Annotated in this window: 17 protein-coding genes; 7 read left to right on the forward strand and 10 right to left on the reverse strand. The window is 42.3% G+C overall.

Going from position 1 to position 20768, the window contains the following annotated elements; all coding sequences use genetic code 11:
* The first annotated feature begins 1 nt into the window (after position 1).
* From ACVBJC_RS13240 to ACVBJC_RS13250, 3 genes are all read left to right on the forward strand, one after another.
* Positions 2-232: an RNA-binding S4 domain-containing protein gene (locus ACVBJC_RS13240; RefSeq protein WP_447161239.1), complete on the forward strand. Its 231-nt coding sequence runs from the start codon at positions 2-4 to the stop codon at positions 230-232.
* Between the two features lie 19 nt (positions 233-251).
* On the forward strand, positions 252-638 hold the full coding sequence (locus ACVBJC_RS13245; protein WP_447161240.1) for a ribonuclease E inhibitor RraB: 387 nt from the start codon (positions 252-254) through the stop codon (positions 636-638).
* Positions 639-755: 117 nt separating this feature from the next.
* On the forward strand, positions 756-2732 hold the full coding sequence (locus tag ACVBJC_RS13250; protein ID WP_447161241.1) for an NERD domain-containing protein: 1977 nt from the start codon (positions 756-758) through the stop codon (positions 2730-2732).
* Positions 2733-2755: 23 nt separating this feature from the next.
* Here the strand turns inward: ACVBJC_RS13250 and gcvA are convergent, their stop codons facing one another.
* Entirely contained in the window at positions 2756-3646 is an 891-nt protein-coding gene (gcvA, locus tag ACVBJC_RS13255; protein ID WP_447161242.1) for a transcriptional regulator GcvA, read from the reverse strand.
* A 120-nt stretch (positions 3647-3766) separates the two neighbouring features.
* Between gcvA and ACVBJC_RS13260 the strand changes: the two genes are divergently transcribed.
* The 3 genes from ACVBJC_RS13260 (at position 3767) to ACVBJC_RS13270 (ending at position 6030) form a co-directional block, all read left to right on the forward strand.
* Positions 3767-4540, forward strand: a complete 774-nt coding sequence (locus ACVBJC_RS13260) for a TSUP family transporter (protein WP_447161243.1) — start codon at positions 3767-3769, stop codon at positions 4538-4540.
* Positions 4541-4743: 203 nt separating this feature from the next.
* Positions 4744-5613, forward strand: coding sequence for a class D beta-lactamase (gene blaOXA / locus ACVBJC_RS13265; protein ID WP_447161300.1), 870 nt, complete (start codon positions 4744-4746; stop codon positions 5611-5613).
* A gap of 165 nt (positions 5614-5778) precedes the next feature.
* The gene (locus ACVBJC_RS13270; RefSeq protein WP_447161244.1) at positions 5779-6030 is read left to right on the forward strand and encodes a GlsB/YeaQ/YmgE family stress response membrane protein; all 252 of its coding nucleotides are present in this window, start codon (positions 5779-5781) and stop codon (positions 6028-6030) included.
* A gap of 200 nt (positions 6031-6230) precedes the next feature.
* Here ACVBJC_RS13270 and ACVBJC_RS13275 read toward each other — a convergent pair whose 3' ends face one another.
* The 9 genes from ACVBJC_RS13275 to ACVBJC_RS13315 form a co-directional block, all read right to left on the reverse strand.
* Positions 6231-7103, reverse strand: a complete 873-nt coding sequence (locus tag ACVBJC_RS13275; RefSeq protein ID WP_447161245.1) for a spore photoproduct lyase family protein — start codon at positions 7101-7103, stop codon at positions 6231-6233.
* 44 nt (positions 7104-7147) lie between these two features.
* Complete coding sequence (locus ACVBJC_RS13280; RefSeq protein ID WP_447161246.1) at positions 7148-7930, reverse strand: nuclear transport factor 2 family protein; 783 nt, start codon at positions 7928-7930, stop codon at positions 7148-7150.
* A 56-nt stretch (positions 7931-7986) separates the two neighbouring features.
* Positions 7987-8694, reverse strand: a complete 708-nt coding sequence (locus ACVBJC_RS13285) for an aspartate/glutamate racemase family protein (protein ID WP_447161247.1) — start codon at positions 8692-8694, stop codon at positions 7987-7989.
* Entirely contained in the window at positions 8691-9656 is a 966-nt protein-coding gene (locus tag ACVBJC_RS13290; protein ID WP_447161248.1) for an L-histidine N(alpha)-methyltransferase, read from the reverse strand. Before ACVBJC_RS13290 ends, ACVBJC_RS13285 begins: the two co-directional genes overlap by 4 nt.
* A complete protein-coding gene (gene egtB / locus ACVBJC_RS13295) occupies positions 9649-10803 on the reverse strand; it encodes an ergothioneine biosynthesis protein EgtB (protein ID WP_447161249.1) in 1155 nt (384 codons plus the stop codon). The genes ACVBJC_RS13290 and egtB overlap by 8 nt, the downstream gene beginning before the upstream one ends.
* 271 nt (positions 10804-11074) lie before the next feature.
* Positions 11075-11851 carry a nuclear transport factor 2 family protein gene (locus tag ACVBJC_RS13300; protein ID WP_447161250.1) on the reverse strand — a complete coding sequence of 259 codons (777 nt, stop codon included), beginning with the start codon at positions 11849-11851 and terminating at the stop codon, positions 11075-11077.
* 375 nt (positions 11852-12226) lie between these two features.
* Positions 12227-13165 carry a glutaminase A gene (gene glsA / locus ACVBJC_RS13305; protein ID WP_447161251.1) on the reverse strand — a complete coding sequence of 313 codons (939 nt, stop codon included), beginning with the start codon at positions 13163-13165 and terminating at the stop codon, positions 12227-12229.
* Positions 13166-13218: 53 nt separating this feature from the next.
* The gene (gadC, locus tag ACVBJC_RS13310; RefSeq protein WP_447161252.1) at positions 13219-14733 is read right to left on the reverse strand and encodes a putative glutamine/gamma-aminobutyrate antiporter GadC; all 1515 of its coding nucleotides are present in this window, start codon (positions 14731-14733) and stop codon (positions 13219-13221) included.
* Between the two features lie 584 nt (positions 14734-15317).
* Positions 15318-19598, reverse strand: coding sequence for an SslE/AcfD family lipoprotein zinc metalloprotease (locus ACVBJC_RS13315; RefSeq protein ID WP_447161253.1), 4281 nt, complete (start codon positions 19596-19598; stop codon positions 15318-15320).
* Between the two features lie 581 nt (positions 19599-20179).
* Between ACVBJC_RS13315 and ACVBJC_RS13320 the strand changes: the two genes are divergently transcribed.
* Positions 20180-20734: a cytochrome b/b6 domain-containing protein gene (locus ACVBJC_RS13320; protein WP_447161254.1), complete on the forward strand. Its 555-nt coding sequence runs from the start codon at positions 20180-20182 to the stop codon at positions 20732-20734.
* The last annotated feature ends 34 nt before the right edge of the window (positions 20735-20768 follow it).

The following is a 20768-nucleotide window of genomic DNA, read 5'->3' on the forward strand; positions in this document are numbered from 1 at the left end:
CGTGAGTTCAGATACTCCAACGTTGACATTAAAGTCAGGCGAAGAATACATAGAATTATACAAAGTGTTGAAAGTTCAAGGAATGTTAAGTGCTGGCGGCGAAGCTAAGCACGTAATTTCTGAAGGACTCGTGACAGTAAATGGCGAAGTTGAAACCCGCAAGCGTAAAAAAGTGATTGCTGGTGAAGTTGTGAGTTTTAACGGCGAAAGCGTTAAAATTATCGCTGAGTAAGTGACAAGAGAGGAATAACATGCAATTTCCAGATGATGATAATGGCAAAATGCTTGAAGCCATGGCTGATGCCGGTATCGACTTATCGGTAGCACTTGATGTCGACTTCTTCTTAGTTTTTGAAGATCAACGTGATGCAGAGTCAGCACTTGAAGAGCTAGGTAAATCTGATCTTGAAGGTGAAATTGAACTACTGCTGAATGATGATTCAGGTAAGTGGGAGCTGATCGTTTGCCTAAACATGGTGCCAACCTATGACACTATTGTAGAGCAAGAGTTGAATCTACATGAATTTGCCCAAGAGTTTGGTGGTATTACCGACGGTTGGGGAGTGATGCAACATCAAGAAGGCGATGACGATTTTGCCGATGACGCACATGAGTGCGGTGATGGTTGTAAACACTAAATCAAGCTGCACAATCAAATTTAAATTAAGCCACTTATATTAGTGGCTTTTTTGTGCCTATCAGATGAAAATGAAGCCAATAGAAAAATAAAATAATTGCCACAGAAGGAGACAAGAATGGCAAGAATGATAAGTTTTGGAACCCCAGTTAACGATGCGGAACGTTGGGCTTTTTCGTTGTTAGCTGATGAGCTCCCTGAAGATTATATCCTACTGACAAATGTTGAGATCCCTGCCAAATCGGGTCAAGCAATGGAAGTTGATGCGCTGGTGATTGGCGAGTGGGGCGTGTATGTGGTCGACGTAAAGGGCTATATCGGCCGTTTAGATGCCGGTTTACATGCATGGTCATTAGATGGCCGAGAAGTGGATAACAGCTTAGCCAAAGCTAACTACGTTGCACGTGTTTTAGCGGGTAACGTCAAGCACAAAATTCCCGTTGGCGTATATGCGCCTTGGTGCCAAGGCATGGTATTTGTCACCGGCCGTAAAGGTGAAGAAATTGAGCTTGAAAAACAGCAGGGCTCGCTCAGTATTTATACCCCTAAGCAAATTGTCGACGCGTTAACCAAGGAGTGGGGGCTAACTGCGCCAAGGAAGCATCAAGTAACCGATACCCAAAAAGAGCTGGTATTGGAAACCATTGGCCAAGTTGCAGTGGTAGAGAAACGTAATAATCAAATTCACGACTTCACTAAACTTAAATGCTTGTTTATACAAAGTGGGCTCGAAGTCTGGCAAGCTGAATATAATCCCGGTGAATGGACTGCCCCCTGGTTACTAAAAGTGCTTATCCCCACCCAATTTACTGACAGCAATCAATCAGAGGCGCATGAAGCACAGCTCAGAAGTGAGTTCTTGCGTCTGCAATCTCTATCTGGATGTTGTGGTGTTCCCTATTGTGCACCACTGATCCAAGACGGTGAGCAGTTAGTGCTTCCTATCCGTATGCCACGTGGTGTGCCACTTAATGTGCTCCAGTCTGAGCAGATGACCACCTATCAATTACTTGAAATACTGCGGCGCAGCGTAACTGGACTGCAACAGATCCATCGCAGAGGTTTTACCGTAGGCGGTTGGACCAGTAATTGTATTTTTGTCTCTGATATGGGGGACGTTGAGTTTATCGACATCAAAGATAATGTTAGCAATAACGAAGACATTAAAGCCTATGCAGAAGGTTTCCTTACGATTGCAGAGCAAACGCAACAACCTCGGATTTATCAATGGTATCGCGAGGCAATAGCTGGCAGCACAACCGACTTAGATGCCCTGCGTAGTGACTTGTCGGCATTGATCGATCATGGGGTATGCGACACTGTTCCTGAGAAAATTGACATCACTGCTGGTGCGATTATTGATCACCACTTTAAGCTAGAGCAGTTTATTACGGCTAAAGAAACCAGTCAGTTCTGGCGCGCCACGCATCTGCAAGGCCAATATCAGTGCGGTGTGTCAATCTACAGTAAAGTGCAAGCTAACTGGCCGATGCTGAGCAATATCTATCGCACACTTGCTAAGGTTTATCACCCTCATATTGAAAAAGTATTGGCCTTTGGTCAATTGCCTCAGAGTGACAATCTGTTTATCGCACGTGCGTGGGAATATGGCGTATCTATCGACGAGCTTGAAGAGATCCGTCTTGGGCAACCCTTAATGTGGTTTACTCAGTTGCTAACCGGTCTGCAATACATGCATCAAATGGATATTTATCACGGCGCAATCTGTCCTAAGAACATCATTTGTAATCCAAATAAAGCGATATTGGTTAATTTTGGTATTGGCCTAGATATTGCGGCGAGTCATTATGCATCTCAGTATGCAGACCCAAGGCTGTGGGAAGTTGAAGGCGAAGCTGAGAGAGATCTTTATGGCTTAGTCGCAAGCTTTGTTGATGCCATGGCACCGGAGAGTTTGAAAGGGGATTTAGGCCATGCTGGCATCATTAAAGCACTGGAAGCGTTTGATAGGCAGTGGTTTGGCGAAGCACTGTATGATGTTTGTCATAAAGTGCTTAACTTCGACTTGAGTGTTCATGCCGGTATGAATTACTTAGAGATGTTTGATTTAGCTGAAAATAATGTTACTCAATAGGTTAAGGTTATTATCAAACAGGGTTAGTGCTGCCGGTAAGGGCTAAAAAGCTCGAGTAGCCAGTCGATAAAAGATTGTACTTTTAACGGCAGGTTGCTCGATTTTGGCGTTAATAAGTAATAGCGATAAGGACTGGTGAAATCTGCTTTAAATGGGATCACCAGTTTGCCGCTTTTAAGCTCATCTTCAATAAAAAAGCGTGGAATAAGAGCCACTCCCATACCACTAGCAGCTGCTTGGCTCAGCATATAGAAATGTTCTACACCAAATTTCTTTTCTGTGGTGAGGGTAATACCAACACTTTGTGCCCACAACTGCCATAAACCCGGTCGAGTCGTATGCTGCAGCAGCGTCATATTGTTGATGTCGTTAAGGTTGGTGAGAGTAAGGGCTAACTCTGGTGAGCAGACTAGACACAAATCTTCATCCATCAAGGTTAATACATTGGCCGCTTTGGGCACGGTGGTGCTACTGCGTATGGCTATGTCAAAGTTTGCCTTGTTAAAGTCGACCTCAAAATCTCCGATTGATAAGTCAACATAGAGATGAGGATAGCGTGACTTAAACTCTTCCATTCTTGGGATAAGCCAACTGATAGTCAGGCTAGGTAAAACATTAATCGCTAGGGTTTGGGTTCTAAGAGGTTGAGTCATTAAGTCGCTAGTTGCATTATTAATAGTTTGTAGGGCAGCTTGTGCATTAATAAAGTAGCGTTCACCTTCATCTGTTAATTTAAGACTTCTATGTTGCCTAATAAACAGCGGCATCCCCACAAACTCTTCCAGTAGTTTAATCTGCTTGCTAATAGCACCATGTGTAACAAATAGCTCTTTGCCTGCCAGCGTAAAACTCATTAACCGAGCTGAGGCTTCAAAGGCTCGAAGTGCATTTAAAGGAGGAAGGTGTAGGTACATTAGGTGGGCCTTATTTGTCTTTAGTATGAGATAAACTCACTTATAATGAACAATAACTCCTTTGTGTTTTAACTGCAAACCACGTCTAATAACACCACTCTAATTATTTGTTATTAAATCATGACTCTAGATCTTACTGTTGAGCTTATTACACTGTTATTTTTTGTGGCTATGTTGGCGGGCTTTATTGACGCTATTGCGGGGGGAGGCGGGCTGTTAACCATACCAGCTTTAATGTGGGCGGGCTTGCCTCCTACAGTTGCATTGGCGACCAACAAACTGCAAGCGTGTGGTGGTAGTTTTTTTGCGAGCTTTTACTTTGTGCGCAAGGGCATGGTGAAGCTCAGTGATATGAAGTTGAGTATCGCGTGTGCATTTGTTGGTGCAGCGTTAGGCACGATTGCAGTTCAGATGATCGATCCCGCATTCTTAGAGGTGTTTTTACCTTTCTTGATGTTAGCCATCGGTGGTTACTTTCTATTTTCGAAAAAAATCAGTGAAGAGGATAAGTTGCAAGTACTCACTCCGGGTGTATTTGCTTTTACTGCAGCCTTAGGTGTCGGTTTTTATGACGGATTTTTTGGCCCAGGAACAGGCAGCTTCTTTGCGCTAGCGTTTGTATCGCTCGCGGGTTATGGGCTGGCAAAAGCCACCGCGCATGCAAAAATTTTAAACTTTTCTACCAACATCGCATCGCTTATTTTCTTCGCCATTGGTGGTAAAGTCTTTTGGATGCTAGGCGGCGTGATGTTAATTGGTCAAGCGATAGGAGCAACACTGGGTTCTCGCTTAGTATTAACAAAAGGCACCAAAATCATTAAGCCACTCGTGGTAGTGATGTCGATAGCGATGAGCGTTAAGCTGTTATCGGCGCAGTATGACTGGTTTGCCTGATTCTAGATGGTTCAGATGGGCCTAGAGAAGGTAGTTATAGACCCGACAACAAGAGACCCGATGGTAATTGTTTTGAGCGGTGTTGCCTAGATAGTATGGTCTAGGTGGTATTGTCTAAGTGGTAAGAGAAGAGAAACTTAAGGAAAAAACGTTTGCTAAGTGTCATGGGGTTTGATTTAAAAAAGCTGGCAGTAAAGGTTGTTATGCCAGCCATACTCAATAGGTGCTCTGTTATGAGGTCTGGTCTGATATTGTTCGCTATAGTCACCTCTGTTTGTTTACCGTTAATTGCAGAGGCAAACCCGCTAGAAATTGCACTTGATGAACGCCCAGATTGGCAGCGGTATTTCAATCAATTTGAAGCTAAAGGCACGATAGTTGTCGTCGATGAACGTCAAGTCAATCCTATGACTCAATCTAACAAGTGGGTTTATGATAAGACAAGGGCCGCTAAACGCTACTCTCCAGCATCGACGTTTAAAATTCCCCACAGCCTGTTTGCACTGGACTCAAAGATCGTCACTGATGAGTTTCAAGTGTTTAAATGGGATGGCGTTAAACGAAGTTTTGCGCCGCATAATCAAGACCAAAACCTGCGATCAGCCATGCGTAATTCGGCGGTGTGGGTTTACGACATCTTTGCTGAGCAGATAGGTGAGCAAAAGGCGCAGCAATATTTATCGCGAATTGGATACGGAAATGCTGACCCGCGCTTTGAGGTAGTAACCGCAGACGGCGGCAGCTATTGGATAGACGGTAAACTGGCAATCTCAGCCACAGAACAAATTGAATTTTTACGGGCTTTATATCGAAATCAATTAGTGTTTGATTTGGCTGATCAGTTAATAGTTAAAGATATTATGATTGTTGAAGCGGGTAGGGATTGGGTTTTACGGGCTAAAACGGGTTGGCAAGGTCAATATGGCTGGTGGGTAGGTTGGGTTGAATGGCCAACTGGTCCAGTGTTTTTTGCGTTGAATATTGATACGCCAAATCGGATAAAGGATCTTTATAAACGAGAGGCCATCACACGGCTGATCTTGCAATCCGTAAAAGCCTTACCAGCAAATTAAAGCATAAAATGCGTGTGAGTCGCTGACTGATTACTCAATTATGGGCTACCACTAACAAGCGATATAATAATGACTCGGCACTGACATTTGCGGCTGGACTATACTCATTGATGTTATTCAAACATAGTTGATTTTTATCAACCATATATTAAAGGAACACACATCATGGATATTACAGCATTATTGATTTTCTTAGCCATTGGCGCGATAGCGGGGTGGTTAGCTGGCAACATTATCAAAGGTGGTGGCTTTGGCTTACTCGGTAATATTGTAATTGGTATTATCGGTGCGATTGTCGGCGGTTATGTATTTGGTTTATTTGGTATTGAAAGCGGTGGCTTTATTGGTGCAATCATTACCGCGACAGTGGGGGCGGTATTATTACTGTTTGTTGTCAGCTTAATTAAAAAAGTTTGATGCCAATGTGTAAACGGTCTGACTGTAGAGACAGGTTTGCTGTTCGTGAGGAGTGAGCCATAGCTCTATTCAGCCAAGTCAGGCAGGTTTTTAACTCAGCCAATAAAACATCGTAAATGTCTGAAGTAAATGCCTAAAAGACTGAGCTGTCATCTTATCAATTCAAATTAAATATTTGTTGTTAAGTTTTGGTTGATAGCTCATTTCTCTTTTAGGTTTTGATTGGTTGTATGATGAATGATTTCATCAAACCGCAATGTTAATCCATGCTTAGCAAGATTAGCTCTTAACATTGGCTCCATCTCATCTCGATACTGTTGGAGTTGAGATGTTGCGTAAATGTCCTGAACGTCTTTCGGCTCTGTTTTTAATAATTCATTTAATTTCGGGCGGACATATTTGGGTAAATTTAGGTATTCAATCTTTATATCGTTTGTGCCAGTTTGTTTGATTTCAAAAAAGAGTTTATCGATCAGTTCAGGTCTCAGAGTCATATGGGGTAATAATGGCCCAACAAATACATAGGTCTTTATCCCTGCATCATTGAGCTTTTTTAATGTTTTTAATCGGGCGCTTGCTGAGGGAGCTTGAACTTCTAAAAAACGGCTTAGTTTATCATCCGTTGTGGTGATCGAAATGCCGACCTCAGCATTCGGAATTTTTCTTAATAGCTCTATATCGTCAAACACCATGGGCGATTTGGTTAATATACTCACTCGACCTTGATAATTCTTATCTGCAAACACTTGTAAAATTCCACGAGTTAACCGGTATTGCTTTTCTACTCTTTGGTAGGGATCGGTAACAGTACTGATTGAAATCCTTGGATGTGGGGATTTTTTTAATAGGCGCAATATTTCCTTTTGCATCAATTCAACGGCATTGGTTTTTACATAGACATAGTTGCCCCAGTTGTTAATCTTTTCCCCAATAAATCGTCCCATAAAGCTGGCAAAACAATACATACAGGCAAATTGGCAGCCAGTGTAAGGGTTTATAACATAATCTGCACTCGGCACTTTAGTGGCACATACGATTGATTTAGCTTGGATCTCTTGAATGTTAATAGCCATGCTACCACCTAGTTACTTACTCCCTAATAAGCGGGGAGGTAAGCTTAGAATTTACCGCTATTACCCCATTGCGCTTTGGGTAAAATCTTTTCCTGGATATCCCAATGCTCGACGATTTTCCCATGTTTGACTCGAAACAGATCAAATACGCACCAATCAGCGTCATTTTTTATTACGTGGCTAAAGGCCACTACAAAGTTTCCCTGTCCGATGATACGGTGGATTTTATGATATGTTTCGCTGACCCCTTGCTCAGCCAATAGTTTTAAATGTTTATCCAATCCGAGTAAATTATCGGCAATATAGGGGTTGTGTTGGTGGAAGTCTTGTTCTGAAATAAACTGGTCGATGGTATCGACTTTGCCATCGATTAAAATCTCCTGACAAAACTGACTGACCAGAGCTTTGTTTGCATCGGTTTTCTGCAAGTCTTCAACTGTCGTGGGGCCATCTATCATACTGCGCCCTGATACGGTATGTTCTGCATATTCTTGTATCACATCCCAATGCTCAATAATCTTGTCATTACTGTCGGTATCAAATAGATCGGCTGTGACCCATTTTGCTTCACCATTGTTGAGGCTTTGGTAAACGTGGCAAAAAACATATTGGCCGTCGACAATAGCGCGAATAACTTGGATATCTCTTACAGGGCAGCGCTTAATAAAAGGCTCAAAGAAGGCAACAAATCCCTCAATGCCATCACCAACCCCTGTGCTGTGTTGAGTATAGCGATCTCCGGTATAAGCTGTGACGGCTTCTCTAGGGTGGCCATCTCTAATCCCCTTAAGGTAAAGGTTTTTGGCGTTTTCTAGTTTCATACTCATAGTTTTATACTCATAGTGGTGAAGTCCTTAGTGTCGTCAGTCTGCATAAGCTTGAGCTATAAAAGTGGCTTGATGGCCTCGTGCAATTGAATCGTCACCATATCGTAAATCGACGCCGATTTAGCTTGGGAGACAATAGATAGTTCAGTGCACGCAATTACAACGGTGCTGTGAGCTTGATAGCTTGCGATTAAGGTTAATAGCTCATCACTATCTTGCTCATGTTCACAATAGCGATATACACGTTTACGAATAGCATCAATCCTCCGCATTATTTGCTCGCTAGGCACTGTCACAGCAATCCCAGCATCATTAAATTGCTTGAAAAGTTTGCCGGAATTCATACTGTAAAAGGAGCCTATAAGCACGACTTGCCATTGTTTATCCTCTTTTAGCCGCTCAATGGTTGCCGCTATCGGATTAATAATCTCTGGGTACTTCCCATCATCTAATTGGATGTAGTCGACACTCTCGTGCAAGGTAATATTGGGAATAATGACGCGTTGTACATTAATACGCTGCAATCGTTCTAAATAGCGAATTAAGGCAGGTTGTAGTTTGCTATGTTGATCGGGTAAGTAGGGATTAAATTCGTCAAAGTTGGTATTTAACAGCAATAAAGGGCAGGTGCTATCTTTAGAGAAGTGAGCATGATATTGGCGATTTAATTGCTCGAAATAGAACTGGGTTGTTCGACTCCCCAGCCCCAATAACCCCAATTCTTGGAGATTGTTCGCACTTGACTGTTGCTTTGCGATATTCATTTATTGGGTTTAGTACATACGCGAGTTAAAATATAATCGGCAAAGTACTGCTGACTGTCAGTGAACTTGCTTGTAATGACGAAATCGGTCGGAGACAAAATGCGGTCAAAAATCGCATCACTGTATTTACGGGATATTTCGGTATGAATTTTTTCGCCTGTACTGAATTGATAAACCTTTCCTGTGGCCTTAATGCTGACGCTCTGATCGCATAAACTCTTAAGGTAGCTCTTTGCTATTCCTTCTTGCTCAGTGTATTCAGGGCTATGGTCGAATAATTCAAGATTAAAGTCAGCATCGAGTTCGGTATTGATCCGCTGAAGTAGATTGAGATTAAAATCTCGGGTGACTCCTTGTTGGTCATTATAAGCGGGTAGCACAATATCTGCGGACTTAACCATATCTAGGCCAATCAGTAATTTATCACCATCACAGAGGCTTTTACCCAGATTATAGATAAACTCTGTCGCAGTATTGTCAGGCATGTTGCCAAGATTGGAGCCTAAAAACAGCAATACCTTGGGATGATGGCTATTTTTTAATGACTCTAGAATTGAAAAGTAATCCCCATGTTGTTGTTTAACACAGACATTGGGCAACTCCTTAGCGAGTGAGTGCTCAAGCTTATCTAATGCATTTTTAGAGATATCAATGGGCATATAATCATATTGGTAACCTTCATCGGATAACGCTTGCAGCAATTTTCGGGTTTTAGTGCCATCGCCAGCGCCAAGCTCGATAAGTTCAAAGTAGCTCGATTGATTAAGCTTTAGGGCAGCGATAATGCTGTGCACCTGTTCGCTAAAGATCTCCATTTCAGATCTTGTCAGATAGTACTCTTTTAAACTCATAATTTTAACAAACAGCTCATCGCCTTTTTTGTCATAGAAATATTTAGAGGGTAGCTGTTTTTGTGACTGACTTAGGCCGTTATTTACGTCATCAATAAATTGTTTAATCATGATCTTTTACCAAGCGTATTCCTGACAATTGCCACTGCAAATGCGGATGAAAAAAATTGCGGTAAGTGTAACGTTGGTGACTCTTAGCGGTAGCAACAGACGCGCCGCGAAGTACCATTTGGTTTACCATGAATTTGCCGTTGTATTCACCGACAGCGCCAGCACTTATTTGAAATCCTGGATAAGCTTGGTAGGCGGAGGATGTCCACTCCCAGCGTTTGCCCCAATCAAGGTGTTGTGATGCCGCTTCCCATTCAAACTCTGTAGGTAAACGCATCTTCTTCCAGCAGGCAAAAGCATTGGCCTCATAAAAGGAGATATGAGCAAGAATCGCATTGGGGTCGAGTAACTTAAGTCCTGCTAGGGTGTAGTAATGCCATTGGTCGTTGATTTTTTTCCAATAAAGAGGAGCGCTAATCTGTTCGGATTTGAGCCATTCCCAGCCTTCATCTAACCAATAGCTAAACTGGGTATAGCCGCCATCTTCAATAAATGCGATATATTCGCCATTAGTCACCAATGCATTTGCGATTTGAAACTTCGATAGCCAAACCTTGTGCAGCCCTAGTTCATTGTCATAGCAAAAAGATTGTTGCTGATGGCCAATGTCATACATACCTTCTTTGATTCGAGTCCAGCCATCTCGTTGGTTCTTATCTGCAACGAGAGAAAACTCGGGTGAATACTCCGGATAGAGTGGATTTAATGCCAGCATATATTTTAAATCAGTTATTAATAACTCTTGGTGTTGCTGTTCATGATTGATGCCTAATGTGACAAGCTCATAGAGCTCATCTGAGAGGGGGCGGCTCAATAACAGACGCATCTGCTCATCAACATATTGGCGATATAGATAGACTTGTTTAACGGTTGGGCGGGTAAATAAACCACGCTGTGAACGTATGGCGCGCTCGCCCAGCGTTTGATAATAGCTGTTGAATAGAAAATCAAAATCGGCATTGAATTCGCAGTAATTATCAGCGTAGGCCTTAAGAATTAAGCGCTCAAAAAACCACGTTGTATGGGCTAGGTGCCATTTAGGCGGGCTAGTATATTCAATAGCTTGTGGAACATAATCTTCAATTTCCAATGGGGCACATAGTGTTTCTGTGTAGTGGCGAGTTGATAAATAATGCTTTAATAACATAAGGATATACACTTCCCTTTGATGGCTATAAATCACATGCTTAACATGTTTTATTTAGTCAGTAACATACTTATTCTCAAAAATATTATTCGCACTTTATACCTTAGTGTTCAGCGCTATGTTTGTCAGATTTTAGTCGGAGCTAAATCTTTAACTCACCTTGTTTGTGTTAGTTAGTCGCAGGGCATCCATTGCTATATAAAGCGCAGCTTAGCGTTTTATTAGCCAATGAATGCCCAGCCATAAACGGTTTGATATGAAGTCAATTTGATTATTTAAACCCAAATTTTCCATTATCATTTTTCCATTCAGATTTATCAGGGATCGTCGACATGACTCCCCAATGCTCTACAATTTTGCCATTGTCTAATCGTAATAAATCAAAGTAGGCAGTTGGGTTACCGGCAAAATTGCCTTCACTCACAGCTAAAGTAAAGTTGCCTTCACCTAAGGTAATATGATTAACATCATAGAGCATGTGGATCCCATTCTCGCCCATATGCTGCAGCGCCATAGCGAACCCTGAAAGGTTATCTGCAATGTCGGGGTGGTGCTGGGTGTAATTATTGGCGTCAACAAAGTTTGGTGCCTGGTCAAATTGTTGTCCCACTAATACGGTGGTGATGAACCCCTTGGCAGTGGCTTTGTTCGCATCAGTCTTATCGAAGTCTGTTATCTTTGTTTCACCATCGATTTGAGTATGGCCGCTCGGATTGGGCTGTGGACTTTTTGCGATTAAATTATCCCAGTGTTCAACAATAAGCCCATCTTCAAATCTAAAGATATCAATGCCAATTTTTTCACCAAAAAAATCGTAGTCGCTATGGGTAAATACGTAATCACCATCTTCAAAGGCGCGTATCACCTTAACTTTAAATCCGCCAACGGGTGCATTTTTCATGACGGCACCAAATCCAGCTAATCCATCAGCAATATCTAGATTATGTTGGATGTATTTATTCGGATTGATGTAGGCAATTGGCGCGTTACTGCCACTTTGAATACTGTTTAACAGGGAGACGGCCTTTTCTTTGTTCGATAAGGGCATGATATTTCCTCGGCAATTGGCGGCAGTAAAATTGTCTATTAATTCGCGGCTTGTAAATGATATTAGTCTGTAGGTTTACTGCTTGCTGAGTATTTTATTTTTTATTTTTTGCTTTTTGCTTTTTGCTTGTTGTTTTGTTTACGCCCCAACCCCAGCCTAGGCGAGGGTTGATTTTGTAAACTAATTTAAATGGTGTGTTCACTGTGATGGAATTGTAAGTCTAGTCAGTTGTATAGCTAATCAATGCCAAAAGGCTTACTGCTAGCTTAGCTTTTGTGACTGAGGGAACGATGAATTTTAAGAGCGTCAGAGAGTGCCGGTTGAGCACTCTCTGAGTCTTTTTTGGGGATGGTTTAATACCGTATTTTTAACTAATTACTGCTCAATCTGAGTGTGAAACATATTCCAGCCCATTAAACGGCAGATATGTTTTATCATCAGCTGTCCTTTGACACTGTTTCCGGCAGGATCTAAAGGAGGCGAGAAGCTGGCAAGAGCACCAACATTTGGGATAACAGCAACAAGACCGCCCCCCACGCCACTCTTACCCGGTACTCCCACATCATAAGCCCAGTCACCAGAGCGCTCATACAGCCCCTCCATCATCATATCGGCAAGAATATGCGACACGTTTTTTGAGTGGATAACGGTTTGTTTGCTACATGGATTAAATCCACTATTAGCAAGCGTGGCTCCCATTGTTGCAAGCTCTATGCAGTTAATTAACGTTGAGCATTGACGCGTGTAAACATCACAAGCCTCAAGGGGATCGCTATACATATTGCCAGCTGACTTTAATAGTAAAGAGATAGCTTGATTGTGAGTATTCGTTGTTTGCTCTGATTGATTAACCTCATCGGATAATTGAGTCGCACTGTTAGTGAAGCGTGACTGACAGTCGAGAATTTTTTGCCAGCGTTGCTCTTTGTCATCCGCCTTGATTAAACTCACCGTTGCAATCGCTCCAGCATTCACTAGAGGCGTGAGCGGCTTGCCATTATGCATCTCTAGTGCAAGAACAGAGTTGAAAGGTAGTCCTGTTGGATCTGCGCCAATTTTGCTATGGACTGCTTCACTGCCCGATTCTTCTAATGCTAAGGCTAAGGTAATCACTTTTGAGATTGATTCAATCGCAAAGTGATAGTCACTGTCACCAAAGGAGGTGATTTCACCGTTAACAGACACAAAAGCGATTCCGGTTAACTCTGAAGGCACTTGTGCTAAGTACGGAATATAGGACGCATTTTTTCCGCCATGTTTGTCTTTGTACTTGTCGTATGCTTGCTGCATAACATCGGCTAATAAGACCATCATTTATCCTCGAATGTTTATCTTTAACTACTCGAATTCGACTGCTTGCAAACGAGTTAGTTAGGCTGATGTAACGTGTGAGTCACTTTATCGGATGTATTAATCACACCAGGATGCTTATCTTCAATTTCCCAAGTGAAAGGTGCAAAGTCCGTGACTTCAGGATCGCGCCAATGTGGTTTACGTGCTTTATAAATAAACAAGGGGATTGAGACAAAGACGATAGTGAGTATCACCAAAATAGCGACAAAGGTTTCGGGACTTCCGACTGCGATTTGTGATGGTGGAATGAATGAGAACAGGAAAGCGGTTAATGAGCCAATAAAGCCTAAACCTGCAATCAACCACATACCGGTACTGCCACCTGGAATCTTATAAGGGCGAGGACGATTAGGCTGGCTGTAGCGTAAGTAAATGGCTGCGGCAAACATCATTAAGTACATGATGAGATAGAGCACAATCGTTAACTGGCTTAAGATTTGGTAAGCCGCTTGCACTGAAGGTAAGACTACAAAAACCGTTGAAATTAATGTAACCAGCAGCGCCTGCGCCATCATGATGTGCGTAGCCATGCCATGCTTATTGGTTTGCTGCCAAAAGCGAGGAAGGTAACCGCCTTTTGCGACCACAAGCAATGCCGAAGATGGGCCTGCAACCCAGCCAACAACCCCTGCTAATACGCCAAGCGCTAAACAGGCGGCCATCACAGGTGCAGCCCAGCCAATTCCAGCCCAAACAAACATGTCGTGATAGGCCACTAATAAACTCTGGGTTAAGTTAATCTCTGACTGAGGAATAACAAAAGCAATTGCCAACGTACCTAAGACGAAAACTAACACTGTACCTAATGCCGCAATACCAATGGCAATAGGGTAATTTCGAGGAGCATTATCAACTTCTTTAACGTGGATAGCGTTCATTTCCATACCGGCATAGAAGAGGAAAATACTGGCTGCAAGAACAACGTTATTAAAGTTAGAAAAATCGGGAATAACATCTTTCCAAGCTAATTCGATTTGTGGCGTATTACCTGCAAAAAGATATGAAAAACCTAATACGATAAGGATAATACCTGGAATAACAGTACCGACTAAACCACCCCATTTAGCAAGTTTTGAGAAGGCTTCTGTGCCACGTAGGGCGACAAATGTTGCTAGCCAATAAATGGCAAGCACAATACCAAGAACAAAGAATTTATTTTCGGATAAGGATTGATCCCATGTTTGGTCTGGGCCCATAAACGCAAGAGATACCGAACCAAAAGTTAACGCGGTTGGGAACCAAACTGTTACCTCAATCCAAAGCATGAAAATGGCAATTAGGGCAAGTTTGGGGCCAAATGCCTCACCTACCCAGCGGAATATCCCTCCTTTTTCCGACCAACCCGTTGCTAGCTCGGCAGCGACTAAAGAAACAGGCACTAAAAAAACAATAGCGGCAAAAATATAATAAAATATTGAACTCAACCCATATTCAGCTTCTGCGGGTAACCCTCGTAAACTCACCACAGCAACAATGTTAAGCATCGCTAAGGCAAATATACTGATCCCTTTTTTTTCTGTTTGTTTCATATTTTTCTCTCAAATATGTATTAAATCGTTCTAAGTTGTTTGTTCTCTAGTAGAGCTAACAAACGATACTTAGCCAGTCAGTGATTAAGGTATTTGTTATGCAGTGGTTTTGTTTGCTTTAGGCTTACAGTTTTTTAAACAAAAAAACCACTATGTAAAAAATAGCACATGAATTGAAAATTACTTTTTTGCTCTAAGTCATTACGTTCATCCGTGTAAAGTCCGATAAAAGTTAAAGGCCAATGATGTGCCTTAAACGACCCCTTATCTTTTCATTGTTCTATTGCATTTCGAATACAGTGCAATGAGTTAATACAATTGTTAGTTAAATCAGTATTTGAAAGGGTGATCTGCATCACGAAAGTGGTTTAATTAAAACGAATATCTCACTTTCTTTTCGACGTGAGCTTGTCTGCAGCGCGTTAGGCTTAAAGTTATCTAAACAAATAGATGGGGTAACTGCATTGACTATTTGTAAGCTGACGCGTATTGACAGAGTATTGTGCGGAGGTTTTAAAAAAGCCCCTTAGTTGTATAAGGGGCTTTAAATTAATGACTAATCAGATCAATGAAAATGAATATGGTCAATGCAAGTGAATGCTATCAATGGCTTCAGGTTTTTGCTCTGGGACTGGCAGCGCTAAAGACTGCACATAATTAAGGCCTTTTGCAGTAATACCACCTTGATAATCTCGGCTTCCATCTGCAGTGACGACCGACACCTCACTAGGGTTCCATGCTTCAAAGAAGCTTGAGAGGTCATATCCCGACACCTCTGAGGCACAAGCCATCAGTAAATCACCCTCATTTAAGCGATTAGAGTTTTGCGACGAACACGATTGGTTGTCACTGTTTCTAGCTTCACGGTGCATCATAATTATCATGTTCCAGCCTTCATCTTGGCCATAGTAAGATGGCACTGTTTGGCCATCAAAATGATCTGCAATGTTAAAGTGAGTTTCAGCCCATACTTTTAATTGTGCAAACATCACTAGGCGTGAACCTGCATTACCATGGCTCCATACATGGCCGTGATCTCGGCTGATCAGCATAGGTGCTTTTTGAATATCAGTCTTTACCCGATCCATTTCTCCGTTACCGTTATCTCGATGATTTTGCATGTACAGAGCGAGCAAGTTGTTGGCAACTTCAGTTGCACCTTTGACATTAAACGGCGCAGCAGCCAAGTTATGGCCGACTTCATGCCACAATAACCAGTCATTTTCAGGTTGGGTCGGGATGGTATTGGCATCTCGATTGTAGCTGGTGCTCATTACTGGGTATCCAGAGTGCGCAGCACCAATTGATATTTGCACATCATTAACAAAGCGATGAGAGTGCTCAGGCAATAACTCCCCGGTAAAGCGCATATTGCCCAGGGTGTTATTTCGCGCGTGGAAATCACTGGCTTTTTCAGCAAAATCATTCATACCATCGGCAAATGCTTGAATATTAGTGTCAGTAACATTATTAACCGGGGTTGTGTAAACAAAGTGGCCGCTATTGATTTCTGCAAGTGGCACATCAAGGTTTATTGGATTTTGCCATAGACCATTTTTCCAAAGAGATGCTTCTAATACGCCTGTAAAGCTAAACTCAACTTGATTGTGAGTTTGTGTCGATGCAGGCTTTATATAGATGAGTCCGCCATAAGGGGCAATAATTTCAGTTGTTGCACCTGCTGTATGGGACCAAGACTTTTGCACTCGAGAAGGGCGCTTTAATGCCAGTTCATGTTCATGCTTACCCGTGACATCATCCACAAGAGCCACTGTAATCGTTGCGTCATGATTACCACTGACGGTCACAACGCCTCGCTTAACGGCCCATAACCCGGTGGATTGCATGTTATTTGCCGTACCTACGACAGCATTATTGAACGTTTCAATGTGTACGCTAGCATTGCCGCCACTAGCGCTGGTATTTCCAGGGTAAATAGACGTATCAACACTTATCTCATTGTCCCAATATGAACGGCCAAGCATGATCCTGGTGAGTGGTTTTTCTTGATAGTTTAATGGGTAGCTTGGGTTTAGCTCACCACTATCCGTTAGCATGTGGTAGCTTTTTAGTTTAGCCTCGGTTTCAGTGGCACAGGCATTATCAGGCTGATGCTGGTTTGAGGTGTAACAGTTTAAGAATTCAGTCGCCTTCTTAAAACCTAGCTCATCTTGCACTTCAGCGTTATAGGAGTATTGCTCGTCATTCCACAGCCAGACGGATAAGTTGTCATATGTTTGATTCAACTCATTTAATGATAGACGGGTACCTTGACTGCCTTTACTGCGGTAGTAAATTTCGTGTTGATAGAGTTTTTCAACGTTAGCCCCAAGGTTAGCGGCTTTAACCATAGTATTTACCACATCAGGGCTAATCTCATAACGGGTAAATCGTGGTCTGAAATACGTGCCTCCTGTGGTATAGCCATGCCCTTGACGGGTTTCGATACAGCCTATTTCATAGTCATAACTCGCATCAGTGCACTCTTTGACTTTTGGGAAAGCGGTTTGGATTGTCGCCACGGCAGCCAAACGTTGCTCTTCAGTTTTAACGCTGAAAAATGCGAAGTTATTGCGCTCTTCTCCATTAACATCCTGGGTTTTGTATTGAGCAATGCCGAACTGAGGTTTATCGATAGGCGATGGAAAAGTCACCGTACCGTCAGCGTTAACAACAAACTTTGACATGTCATCAAACTTTTCATAAGTGACTAGTGTGTCTTGTAAGCTCGCACGTGGGTTAGGGCTTGGGGCTTGACAGTAATAGCTTTCACCGCAGTAACCTTGCCTTGTGCGCGCAAGGTTTGCGCCACCTAAAGAGATCCCTGCAGTATCAGCTAGGCGCGCAATGGGCTCAGGATTTAATTGCTCAATCCCGTCCATGAACAATACATTTCCGCCTGCGTTGATGTACTTAATCAACGCCGTAATATCTGTCGCAGAAAGTAATGGCTTAGTGATGTCGGCAAGTACTTTTACGCTCATGCCATCACCAAATAGGCCGGTTTCATAGGCTTGTAAAATTAAGATTGGCGTAGTCTGTGGCTCAAGTCCGTCATAACTGCCTGAAGCGAGTGACTCAACATTTAATTTGTATGAATCGTCGATAAAGAAATCATACGTTTGGTTAGAGTTAATGTTCGATTTCCAAACCTTATTAATGTTTGAACCGACATTAACTGAAGTATTGCCATGTTGATATTGAGGGGCAAACCAAGTGAACATGTTTTTAAAAAATAGCGGCATGCTGCCGTTGTCTTTACCCGCCTCTTCACCACCGGCCCAATAGTTTGACGGATGACTTAAAATGTTTGGGTACATGCTGTTGCCCATAAACACGACATTACCTTGGCCAATTTCACCAGCGGTGACAACGGGCAAGTTATAGGTTGCGGTGTCTTCACCTACGATTTCAGGTCGCTTGAGGAGCACATCAGAGCTCGCATCAATAATTTTAGCGTCAGTCACATAAGGGAAGCCATCGTTACGTTGATAAGCTTGCTCTGACCCAAATGGCAGCCAGTAGTTAACATCGTTGCGAGGCATCAGTACCGGAAACGCAGTATTTGATGTGTTCATTGAACGCATAAAGCGTGCATAACCCACCTCACCATAAAAAGACGAGTTGTCATGAAAAACATGGAACTGGTCAACGTCAGTATAGAGTTGCTGCAAGGTCTTAGTCACATACTGGCTATTGCGTAAAACTGGCGTAGCAAGATGGTTTAACGCTCGCGCCTGATTTAGCTCTGCATCAATGATTTGTGCTAATCCAGTTTCAAACTGCGCGTTAAATTCGTTAGGCACGCGATACTGAGTATCCTCGATTTGCGCGCCGTTAGGTAGATTGAGTTTAATGATTTCATTAATGGCGTTAGGGTATTGTGCAAACACTTGGTGCACATGCTCACCAAAAGAAACGCTGTCACCGTTATCGGTGGCATAACGGGCTATTAATGTATCAATATTTTGTTTAACGATTTCACTATTAGACACATCAGTCAGCTGATATTCAATTTGATTACCTTTTACGGAACCGAAAGTGAAGGTATCTAAACCTAGGGTAATTGTCTCGCCCCAAAGGTAAGACATGACTCCGCTTGAGTCGGTGATCCCGCGCGATGATTTGCTGTAGTAATTGACTCCAGCAAGAGGCGTTCCCTGTTTATCAGACAGCACACTTTCTGTGAGAATGCGCCCTTCTTCACTTGGCTTGTAGCTGTAGGCATCTTCAGCGGCCGCTGACACAAAACCCGCATTGATATCTGGTTTGGCGCCTGCAGTGACTTCTGGGGTTAACGTGTTGTCGACATGTGAACTAGGCGCTTTATCAATTTCATCGGTTTCTTCTGCCGCAGGCGGGTTTAAAAACGCTTCAATTTCTGTACTATTGCCACCTGAAAAAAGGGGAGCGATATCAAAGCTGTCTAGTTCATCTAAACAGATCTCATTAGTGATAGCGGGGCAGGTACTGACTTTTGTCATGACCTTTGCGCCATCGGCAATGCTTATTGCATGAGTCCAGTCATTTTGCATGTCTAATGCCATAGCGTTATGACTGTCACGGCTCCACCCCTCTGGCAAAGGAATGTCTTTATTGAGCAGCTCTATCGAGCCATAAGCGCAACTGACATTATCACCATCTGTAAATGTGAAAATACCAGTGTCACCTAAGGGTTGACCATTACAGCTTACCTGTCCTGATAACCGTTTGCCACTGAGTAATAAGCTACCCTGATATGTCTTTTTAGCCGGGATCAGATCGCTTGGTGGAATACTCGGTACGCTTGGGTCTTTTGAGCTATCGCTGCCGAAACAGCCTGCCAATAGATTGCTGACAACAACAGCAAGTATCAGTTTTTTCATTTTATTTTCCCATAACCAAAAGCAAAGTTGCTTTCTGTAAAATCTATCCATGAATAGGTTTTACAGAAGAGGCCTTACGATGAGTATGAGTGTTACCCGAAGGTTGTTAAGCTTTAAAAGTTGAGTCATTGATTACAGGTTAAGGCGACAGGAAAATATCAAAATTAACTATTTGATTAGTTATTTGATTAGTTATTTGATTCGCTATTTAGTTAGCTCGTTGGTGGGGGAGTTGATGGATTCGTTGATTCGCCTGTTGATGAGGTATTGAAAAGTAAGGGAATATTTATTATCTCAAAAAAATAGACTGAGCTATAGTTTTTTGTGGCAATTAACTGATTTTATAGGTTAAATTAAATGGCGTATTTGTTACTGTTTGTGAGGCTAACCCATTGCTTTGGGCAGATGTTTTAAGAAATTAAGCATAAAACAATACGATATATTACTTGTATGTGAGCATCGATGGGGGAGTGGACTGACATTCAGTTAAACAAATGAGCTAAATGTCGAATTTTACGAACAGCTTGAGAATTTCATGACTAATCTATTAATAAGTATTGCTAGAGGGAGGGCTTATAGAAATGAATGTGAAATTAAGACAAGGGATTAAAGTGCTTTTTAAGTCGCTACCTTTTCTAGAGAAGTACCTGCACTTTGCTGTCATGATTGGAGTGTTATTTCAGCTGATTTCTAGTTCACTAATGCATGTACATGGTGACACCCAACTGGATAATATTGCAGATCTTGCATTTATTCATATTTATGCCGGATTGGTGTTGTTTCCCTTAAGCATTATTTTTGCCATAAAAGTTATTATGCGGCGTAAATTACTCGATCTGTATCCGTGGTTTTTTGGACGTTACGAAGGGATTAAAGAAGATATTGAGTGCTTGTTAAAGGGAAGGCTTCCAGAGCCTAAGCCTGCAGGATTAGCTGCAACCGTAGAAGGATTAGGGCTGCTCGCTTTGCTGCTTGCTTTAACAACGGGTGGAATGTGGTTTTTAGTCGTTAATATTAGTGGTCCAAGCGAATTACTTCTGTCAGTTCATAAGCTCTGTGTGACATTTATTCAGATTTATTTCTTTGCCCATGGCGCCTTTGCGTTACTGCATCTATTTAAATGGTGGCGTGAATAGTCAAATATTTAAGTTGTCATATGAAAGCCTTATA

It is taken from the genome of Shewanella sp. 0m-6 (genome assembly GCF_052977325.1).

Bases quoted from the DNA above. Each gene is read 5' to 3' on its own strand.
- ACVBJC_RS13245 (WP_447161240.1), top strand. From the start codon at position 252: ATGCAATTTCCAGATGATGATAATGGCAAAATGCTTGAAGCCATGGCT.
- ACVBJC_RS13275 (WP_447161245.1), bottom strand. From the start codon at position 7,103: ATGGCTATTAACATTCAAGAGATCCAAGCTAAATCAATCGTATGTGCC.
- ACVBJC_RS13280 (WP_447161246.1), bottom strand. From the start codon at position 7,930: ATGAGTATGAAACTAGAAAACGCCAAAAACCTTTACCTTAAGGGGATT.
- ACVBJC_RS13285 (WP_447161247.1), bottom strand. From the start codon at position 8,694: ATGAATATCGCAAAGCAACAGTCAAGTGCGAACAATCTCCAAGAATTG.
- gcvA (WP_447161242.1), bottom strand. From the start codon at position 3,646: ATGTACCTACACCTTCCTCCTTTAAATGCACTTCGAGCCTTTGAAGCC.
- ACVBJC_RS13315 (WP_447161253.1), bottom strand. From the start codon at position 19,598: ATGAAAAAACTGATACTTGCTGTTGTTGTCAGCAATCTATTGGCAGGC.
- glsA (WP_447161251.1), bottom strand. From the start codon at position 13,165: ATGATGGTCTTATTAGCCGATGTTATGCAGCAAGCATACGACAAGTAC.
- ACVBJC_RS13260 (WP_447161243.1), top strand. From the start codon at position 3,767: ATGACTCTAGATCTTACTGTTGAGCTTATTACACTGTTATTTTTTGTG.
- egtB (WP_447161249.1), bottom strand. From the start codon at position 10,803: ATGTTATTAAAGCATTATTTATCAACTCGCCACTACACAGAAACACTA.
- ACVBJC_RS13320 (WP_447161254.1), top strand. From the start codon at position 20,180: ATGAATGTGAAATTAAGACAAGGGATTAAAGTGCTTTTTAAGTCGCTA.
- ACVBJC_RS13270 (WP_447161244.1), top strand. From the start codon at position 5,779: ATGGATATTACAGCATTATTGATTTTCTTAGCCATTGGCGCGATAGCG.
- blaOXA (WP_447161300.1), top strand. From the start codon at position 4,744: ATGCCAGCCATACTCAATAGGTGCTCTGTTATGAGGTCTGGTCTGATA.
- ACVBJC_RS13250 (WP_447161241.1), top strand. From the start codon at position 756: ATGGCAAGAATGATAAGTTTTGGAACCCCAGTTAACGATGCGGAACGT.
- ACVBJC_RS13300 (WP_447161250.1), bottom strand. From the start codon at position 11,851: ATGCCCTTATCGAACAAAGAAAAGGCCGTCTCCCTGTTAAACAGTATT.
- gadC (WP_447161252.1), bottom strand. From the start codon at position 14,733: ATGAAACAAACAGAAAAAAAAGGGATCAGTATATTTGCCTTAGCGATG.
- ACVBJC_RS13290 (WP_447161248.1), bottom strand. From the start codon at position 9,656: ATGATTAAACAATTTATTGATGACGTAAATAACGGCCTAAGTCAGTCA.